At 73.0% G+C, this 8055-nt stretch carries 8 protein-coding genes and 1 pseudogene; 5 read left to right on the forward strand and 4 right to left on the reverse strand.

Features of this window, described 5'->3' with window-relative positions; all coding sequences use genetic code 11:
• Positions 1-1513 (reverse strand): annotated as a pseudogene (locus RH94_RS38975) (S41 family peptidase); the annotation flags it as partial.
• Positions 1514-1669: 156 nt separating this feature from the next.
• On the opposite strand from RH94_RS38975, the gene RH94_RS22770 reads away from it, so the two are divergent.
• From RH94_RS22770 to RH94_RS22790, 5 genes are all read left to right on the forward strand, one after another.
• Positions 1670-2269, forward strand: a complete 600-nt coding sequence (locus tag RH94_RS22770; protein WP_073949421.1) for a TetR/AcrR family transcriptional regulator — start codon at positions 1670-1672, stop codon at positions 2267-2269.
• A 104-nt stretch (positions 2270-2373) separates the two neighbouring features.
• Complete coding sequence (locus RH94_RS22775) at positions 2374-4581, forward strand: MMPL family transporter (RefSeq protein ID WP_073949423.1); 2208 nt, start codon at positions 2374-2376, stop codon at positions 4579-4581.
• A gap of 151 nt (positions 4582-4732) precedes the next feature.
• Entirely contained in the window at positions 4733-5233 is a 501-nt protein-coding gene (locus tag RH94_RS22780) for a YbaK/EbsC family protein (protein WP_073949425.1), read from the forward strand.
• The gene (locus tag RH94_RS22785; protein ID WP_073949427.1) at positions 5230-6075 is read left to right on the forward strand and encodes a DMT family transporter; all 846 of its coding nucleotides are present in this window, start codon (positions 5230-5232) and stop codon (positions 6073-6075) included. Before RH94_RS22780 ends, RH94_RS22785 begins: the two co-directional genes overlap by 4 nt.
• 70 nt (positions 6076-6145) lie before the next feature.
• On the forward strand, positions 6146-6421 hold the full coding sequence (locus RH94_RS22790) for a DUF1876 domain-containing protein (RefSeq protein WP_073949673.1): 276 nt from the start codon (positions 6146-6148) through the stop codon (positions 6419-6421).
• Between the two features lie 264 nt (positions 6422-6685).
• Here RH94_RS22790 and RH94_RS22795 read toward each other — a convergent pair whose 3' ends face one another.
• The 3 genes from RH94_RS22795 to RH94_RS44245 all read right to left on the reverse strand — a co-directional run.
• The gene (locus tag RH94_RS22795; RefSeq protein ID WP_073949429.1) at positions 6686-7132 is read right to left on the reverse strand and encodes an organic hydroperoxide resistance protein; all 447 of its coding nucleotides are present in this window, start codon (positions 7130-7132) and stop codon (positions 6686-6688) included.
• Between the two features lie 107 nt (positions 7133-7239).
• Positions 7240-7707, reverse strand: a complete 468-nt coding sequence (locus RH94_RS22800) for a MarR family winged helix-turn-helix transcriptional regulator (RefSeq protein ID WP_073949432.1) — start codon at positions 7705-7707, stop codon at positions 7240-7242.
• On the reverse strand, positions 7704-8055 hold a 352-nt coding region (locus RH94_RS44245), incomplete at its 5' end, for an AAA family ATPase (RefSeq protein WP_234425968.1). The genes RH94_RS44245 and RH94_RS22800, both read right to left, overlap by 4 nt.

Here is an 8055-nt window from a genome sequence, read left to right on the forward strand (position 1 = left end):
GGGTGTCGGAACCGGCCGTGCCGCCGGGGGCGCCGAGACCCGCGGAGTCGCTCGCGTCGGCGGGACCGCCCGCGTTCGTGGAGCCCCCCGAACCCTCCGGGCCCCCCGAGTTCCCCGGGCTCCCCAGGCCCTCCGAGTCCCCCAGGCCCTCCGAGTCCCCCAGGGCCCCCGGGCCCGCGAGCCCTCCTGTCGTGTCCGGTCCGCCGGCGGGACCGTCCGCGCCCGCCGGCCTGCCCGTCGCCCCCGAGCCGCCGGAGCCGCCGCCGGAGTCCGAGCCGCCGCCGGCCACGTCCAGGAGCAGCAGGCGGCCGTCGTGGGAGGCCATGGCCAGGCGTTCGCCGGCGGGGTCGGAGGTCAGTTCCAGGACGCGGCCGAGGCGGCCGGAGGCCAGGCGGCGGGGCGGGCGGGCGCCGGTGGCGCGGGGGAGGTGGGCGATCTCGACGGCGTCCTCGCCCTCGGCGTCGGTGACGTAGGCGACCTGGCCGGTCTCGCCGAGCATCTCCGGCAGCCGGATCCGTACGCCCGGCGTGTCGATGAGGGTGCGCGCGGGGCCGTCGCGGTGGGTCAGCCAGTGCAGCGAGCCCCGTACGACGACCGCGCTGGCCCGGCCCGTCTCGTCGACGGAGATGCCGTCGATGTGCTGGGCGGCCGGCACGTGGTAGCGGCGCCGGCCCGCCTGCGTCCCGCTCAGCCGTACCTCGAGCCTGCGCGGGACCGAGTCCGGGGACAGGTCGTCCACGATCCACAGGTCGCCCGCGCACTGGTACACCACCCGTGTGCCGTCGCTCGCGGCGTGCCGGGCGTAGAAGGCGTCGTGGTCGGTGTGCCGGCGCAGGTCGGAGCCGTCCTGGGCGCACGAGTAGAGGTTGCCCACGCCCTCGTGGTCGGAGAGGAAGGCGATCCGGCCGCCGACGAACATCGGACAGGTCAGATGCCCGCCGATGTCGGCGAGCAGCCGCTGCCCGTGCAGCCACAGCCGGCCCGTCGCGCCGCCCCGGTACCGCTTCCAGGAGGCCGGTTCGTGCGGCGGCGTGCCGGTCAGCAGCAGGGTCTTGTGCCCGCCGTCCACGCCGTCCACGTCGGCGACCTGGAGGTCGGCGACCGGCCCCCAGGGCAGCTTCCGGCCGGGAGAGCCGTCGGTGCCGACCTTGTAGGCCGAGGTGAAGTAGGAGAAGGGCTCGCCGTGGGAGGTGACGGCGAGGATGTCGAGGTGGCCGTGTTCGTCGGGCGGTGCCCACCCGCACACGCGGGTGTCGGTGCTGCCCCAGTACGTCAGCTGCCGGCCCGGTCCGCCGTCCGCCGGGACCAGGTGGATCTCGGGCACCAGACTCCGCCAGCTCGTGTACGCGATGTGCCGCCCGTCGGGCGAGAAGCGGGGGTGGCCGACCTTGGTGCGGTCCACGGTGAGCCGCCAGGCACGGTCCGCTCCGTCGAGGGGCGCCAGCCAGAGGTCGTCCTCGGCCACGAAGCACAGCAGGTCGCCGCTGAGGTGCGGCAGGCGCAGATAGCTCACCTTCCCATGCTTTGCCCGGGTATGGTCCGCAGCAACTTATGGGGACTCAACAACCGTGACCCAACCCACGTACGAAACCGTTTCGTTTCGCTCGGGCGTTGCGCTACATTCGTGGCGTACGAAACCGCACCGTTCGGAGAGGGAAGGCGGAAGAAAGTGGCTGAGGTCGCATCCCCGCGTCGCAGCCGTCTCACGCCCGAGCGCGAGGCCGAGCTGTACGAGGCCGTGCTCGACCTGCTCCGCGAGGTCGGCTACGACGCCCTCACCATGGACGCCGTCGCCGCCCGCACCCGCTCCAGCAAGGCCACCCTCTACCGCCAGTGGGGCGGCAAGGCCGAGCTGGTGGTGAAGGCCATCCGGCACGGCAAACCCACCCGGACCGAGGAGATCGACACCGGCACGCTCCGCGGCGACCTGCACGCCCTCGTGGCGCTGGAGGACGACTGCACCGTGGAGCGCAACTCCGCGCTGATGCGGGGCGTGGCCATGGCGATCCACCACAACCCGGACCTGCGCCAGGCGCTCCGGGAACAGCTGGTGGAACCGGAGATGGCCGAGTTCCGGCGGATGCTGCAGCGGGCCGTGGACCGGGGCGAGCTCCGGCCGGACTGCCCGGCACTGGAGTTCCTGCTGCACATGATGGTCGGCGGGTTCGCCACCCGGACACTGCTGGACGACCAGCCGCCGACACGGACCTTCCTCACCTCGTACATCGACGCCGTGGTCCTCCCCGCCCTCGGCGTGCCCACCTCCTGACGGGTCCCCACCCCTCGTAGCACCTGACGCCGAACCGCTCACGTCGTCGGGCCGATGACCCCTGCCCAGAACAAACCCCACGACCTGACCGGGAGTACGCCAACGTGGCCACGTTCCTCTACAGACTCGGCCGCCTCGCCTTCCGGCGACGGCACTTCGTCGCCCTGATCTGGGTGGCACTGCTCACCCTCGCCGGCGTCGGCGCCGCCTCCGCGCCCCCCGCGGGCAACGCGTCCTTCTCCATCCCCGGCACCGAGGCGCAGCGCGCCTTCGACCTGCTGGAACAGCGCTTCCCCGGCGCGAGCGCCGACGGGGCGACCGCGCGCGTGGTGTTCAAGGCGCCGGACGGCGGGAAGATGACGGACGCCGGCAACAAGGCGACCGTGAAGAAGACCGTCAAGGAGCTCTCCGGCGGATCCGAGGTCGCCGCCGTCACCGACCCCTACACCACCGGGGCCGTCAGCCGGGACGGCGCGATCGCGTACGCGTCGGTGAACTACAAGGTCCCCGGAATGGAGCTGGAGGACTCCTCCCGCACCGCCCTGCAGGCGGCCGCGCAGCACGCGCGGGACGCCGGACTGACCGTGGAGGTCGGCGGCGACGCCCTCCACGCCGCGCCCCAGACCGGCGCGGCGGAGGTCATCGGCATCGGGATCGCGGCCGTCGTCCTCGTCATCACCCTCGGCTCGCTGCTCGCGGCCGGCCTGCCGCTGCTGACCGCGCTCATCGGCGTCGGCATCGGCGTCTCGACGATCACCGCGCTCGCCGTCACCCTCGACCTGGGCTCCACCACCTCCATCCTGGCCTCGATGATCGGTCTCGCGGTCGGCATCGACTACGCGCTGTTCATCGTCTCCCGCTACCGCGGGGAGCTCGCCGAGGGCCGCGCGCACGAGGAGGCGGCCGGGCGGGCCGTCGGCACGGCGGGCTCCGCGGTGGTCTTCGCCGGCCTCACCGTCGTGATCGCCCTGGTCGGCCTGTCCGTGGTCAACATCCCGATGCTGACGAAGATGGGCATCGCCGCGGCCGGCACGGTCGCCGTCGCCGTCCTCATCGCGCTCACGATGATCCCGGCGCTGCTGGGCTACGCGGGCCGCAAGATCAGGCCGGCCGGCGAGAAGAGCGGGCTGCTCGGCCGCGGGCGCGACACGGAGAAGCAGGACCGGCCGAACATGGGCGCGCGCTGGGCGAGCTTCGTCGTCCGCCGTCCGGTCGCCGTGCTGCTGCTCGGCGTGATCGGCCTGGGCGCCGCCGCGGTGCCCGCCGCCTCCCTCGAACTGGGCCTGCCCGACGACGGCTCCCAGCCCGTCTCCACCACCCAGCGCCGCGCCTACGACCTGCTCTCCGAGGGCTTCGGCCCCGGCTTCAACGGCCCGCTGATGGTCGTGGTCGACGCCAAGGGCAGCGACGACGCGCAGGCGTCCTTCACCAAGGTCACCGACGAGATCAAGGGCCTGAAGGGCGTCGTGACGGTGACTCCGGCGCAGCCCAACAAGGCCGGCGACACCGCGATCGTCACCGTCGTGCCCCGGTCCAAGCCGTCCTCGGCCGCCACCGAGGACCTGGTGCACGCCATCCGCGGCGCGGGCGCGGACATCGAGGCCAGGACGGACGCGAAGGTCCTGGTCACCGGCTCCACGGCGGTGAACATCGACGTCTCGCAGAAGCTGAACGACGCGCTGCTGCCGTATCTGGCCCTGGTGGTCGGCCTCGCCTTCCTGCTGCTGATCGTGGTCTTCCGCTCGGTCCTCGTCCCGCTCAAGGCGGCGCTCGGCTTCCTGCTGTCGGTGCTGGCGGCGCTCGGCGCGGTCGTCGCGGTCTTCCAGTGGGGCTGGCTGTCCGGCCTGATGGGCGTGGAGCAGACCGGCCCGGTCATGTCGATGATGCCGATCTTCATGGTGGGCGTCGTCTTCGGTCTCGCCATGGACTACGAGGTGTTCCTCGTGACCCGGATGCGCGAGGCCTACGTCCACGGGGAGAAGCCCAGCCAGGCCGTGGTGACCGGCTTCCGGCACGGCGCCCGGGTGGTGACGGCCGCCGCGGTCATCATGATCGCCGTCTTCTCCGGGTTCATCGGCTCCAGCGAGTCGATGGTCAAGATGATCGGCTTCGGCCTGGCGGTCGCGGTGCTCTTCGACGCGTTCATCGTGCGCATGGCGATCGTGCCGGCGGTCCTGGCCCTGCTGGGCCGCCGGGCCTGGTGGCTGCCGAAGTGGCTGGACCGCGTCCTGCCCAACGTGGACGTGGAGGGCGAGGGCCTGCGCACCGAGCAGCGGCCGGAGCACGCCGACCGGGAACTGGTACGGGCGTGAGCCCGAGGCTCGGCTGAGAGACCGGCCGGTGAGGGTGCCGTGGGGACGGCGCACCCTCACCGGCCTCGTCCGTGACGGGAGTTCCGCGAGGGGGAATCCGCGACGGGAAATCCGCGCACGACGTCTGTACGCAGCAGTTAACCTGCCCTCCATGACGACGCCACCCGAGTCCGCAGCCCACCCCCGTTTCGCCGAGGCCCTGCGTGAGCTGGGGCTCGGGGAGCTGATCGCCGAGGCCCGCCGGTTCCCCGAGGCGACCCGGACCGCCGCCGAGGCCGCCGCGGCCATCGGCTGCGAGCTGAGCCAGATCTGCAAGTCGCTGATCTTCGCCGTGGACGGGGAGCCGGTGCTGGTGCTCATGGACGGGTCCTCCCGGGTGGACCTCGAGCGCGTGCGGGAGGAGCTCGGCGCGCGGAAGGTCACCCGGGCCGGGGCCGACGTCGTACGGGAGACCACCGGGTACGCCATCGGCGGCGTACCGCCCTTCGGGCACCGGACGCGGACGCGGGTGCTCGCCGACCGGTCGCTGCTGGAGCACGACGTGATCTGGGCGGCCGCCGGAACCCCGTACGCCGTCTTCCCGATGGAACCCAAGGCACTGGTCGCCCAGGCCGGCGGCACCCTCGTGGATGTGCGCGAGCACACCTCGTGACGCCGGCCGTCACCGCGGCCGTGCTGCTCGCGGCGGTCACCCACGCCAGCTGGAACGCGATCGCCCACCGGATCACCGACAAGCTGGTCGGGTTCACGCTGATCGCGGGCGGGGGTCTGCTGATCGGTCTGGCCATGGCGCCGTTCGTCCCGCTCCCGGCGCACGGCGCGTGGCCGTACCTGCTCGCCTCGGCGGCCATCCACATCGTGTACTACGCGCTGCTGATGAAGTCCTTCCGGCTCGGCGACTTCGGGCAGGCCTACCCGATCGCGCGCGGCACCGCGCCGCTGGTCGTCACCGCGCTCGCGGCCCTCTTCGCGCACGAGGTGCCCGACGGCCGGGTGGCCGCGGGCATCGCCCTGTCCTGCGCCGGGCTGACCGGTGTCGCCCTGTGGGGGCTGCGCGGGCACCGGCCGGACTGGGCGGCGATCGGCGCCGCGCTGGCCACGGGGCTGTCCATCGCGGCGTACACGGTCGTCGACGGGCTCGGGGTGCGTGCCTCGGGGTCCTCCCTCGGGTACATCGCCTGGCTGATGGCGATCCAGGGCGCGGTGATCCCGGTGTACGCGGTGTGGCGCTGGCGCGGGCGTACGGCGGCCGTGCTCCGGCCGTACGCCGGGCTCGGACTGCTCGGGGCGGCACTGTCCGTGACGGCGTACGCGCTGGTGCTGTGGGCGCAGACGAGGGCGGAACTCGCACCGATCGCCGCACTGCGGGAATCGTCGATCATCGTCGGTGCCGCGATCGGCGCGGTGTTCTTCAAGGAGCGCTTCGGGGCGCCGCGCATCGCCGCCGCGGGGCTGCTGGTCGTCGGGATCGGGCTGATGCTGCGCGCCGGTTAGGGGCGGTTCTTGGGTGCGTGAGGGCCGGGTGAGGGGCACTCTGGAAGCAGGTGTTCCGGAGGTGATCGCCATGATGAAGACCGCTGTGGGATGGCACGTCGAGCTGGAGTTCAAGGAGGACGAACAGCACACCAGGGCGGCGGCGTTGGTCCGTCTGCCCGACGGCAGCGAGGTCCGGGCGCACGGGCGGGCCAGCCGGCACCACACCGACTCCAATCAGCCCCGGGTCGGTGAGGAGATCGCCGGAGCGAGGGCGCTGAACGAGCTCGCCATGGAGCTCCTGACCAAGGCACACACCGAGATCGACGACGCGTCGGGCCGCACGTCGCAGCCCATCCACATCTAGGACGGCCCGGGCTCCGCGCGTGCGCGGAGCCCACGTCCGCCGGATGCCGGCCGGGGTCTGGGGCGTGTTTCGAAAGTAGCGCCGTCCGCCCGGAGGGCGGGCGCCGCGGCGCCCGGTGCGGTGCATCGCAAGGCGGAGGGTCGTCCGCGTACTGGGCGTACGCGGACGATCCCGGCAACGCGGCGAGGCGCCGTGCCTGGGGGCACCTCCCAGCCGCCAGGCTGGGGGAGCGTCGCGGGGCAGGCGGGACTTTCGAAACACGCCCTAGCCCAGCACGATCGTCACGTCGATGTTGCCGCGCGTCGCGTTCGAGTACGGGCACACCTGGTGGGCCGCGTCCACCAGTTCGGCCGCGACGTCCGGGTCCAGGACCGGGAGCGAGACGCTGAGGGCTACGGCGAGGCCGTAGCCGCGCTGCTCGTTGGGGCCGATGCCGACCTTCGCGGCGACCGTGGAGCCGGTCAGGTCGTAGCCCGCGCGGTTGCCGGCCAGGATCAGCGCGTTGTGGAAGCAGGAGCTGTACCCGGCGGCGAACAGCTGCTCGGGGTTGGTGCCCTCGCCGGTGCCGCCCAGGGCCGGCGGCATCGTGACCTTCAGGCCGATGTGGCCGTCCTGGCTGGTGACGTAGCCGTCCCGGCCGCCGTGCGCGGTGGCCTCGGCGACGTACACGATCTTGGTCGGGCGGGTGTCGGCGGCGGTGCCGTCAGTCATGGTCGGCCTTCCCCGGAACAGGTGTGCGCAAGTACATCGTGCACAAGGTACTGGCCGGTAGGCCGCCTGTCCCCGTCCGGGGGCGCAACCGTGGGTAACTTTCCGGATCAGCGGCGCCGCGAGGCCGCCTCGGCGCGCTCCGCCAGCCGCCACAGCTCCTCGCGCAGCCGTACGACCTCCGCCGCGCCGACCCCCGTCGTCGTCAGCAGCGCGCCGGGCACGCGCGCCGCGCGCTCCCGGAGCTCCTCCCCGCGCCCGGTGACCGTGACGAGCACCGAGCGCTCGTCGCGCGCCGAGCGCTCCCTGCGCACCAGCCCCGCCGCCTCCAGCCGCTTCAGCAGCGGCGACACCGTGCCGTAGTCCAGGCGCAGCGCCGCGGCCAGCTCCTTCACCGTGGTCTCGCCCCGCTCCCACAGCACCAGCAGCACCAGGTACTGGGGGTAGGTGAGCCCCAGCTCGTCCAGGAGTGGCCGGTACGCCGCCGTCACCGCGCGCTGAGCGGCGTACAGCGCGAAGCACAGCTGGTCGTCCAGCAGCAGCGACCCGGTGGGCCGTTCGTCGTCTTGACGCGTCACGCGCCCATTGTCACGGACCGCGGATCGAAGCCGAAGGGCAGCTCCAGACGGTGGGCGCGCATCAGCGCGTCGTCGGCGAGCAGCTCGCCGGTCGGACCGTCCGCCGCGATCACCCCGTCGCTCAGGATCAGCGAGCGCGGGCACAGCTCCAGCGCGTACGGCAGGTCGTGGGTGACCATGAGCACCGTCACGTCCAACGAACGCAGGATGTCGGCCAGTTCGCGGCGCGAGGCCGGGTCGAGGTTGGACGAGGGCTCGTCCAGGACCAGGATCTCCGGCTCCATGGCGAGGACGGTCGCCACGGCGACCCGGCGGCGCTGGCCGAAGGAGAGGTGGTGCGGCGGGCGG

It is taken from the genome of Streptomyces kebangsaanensis, from assembly GCF_001906585.1.
Taxonomy (GTDB): Bacteria; Actinomycetota; Actinomycetes; order Streptomycetales; family Streptomycetaceae; genus Streptomyces; species Streptomyces kebangsaanensis.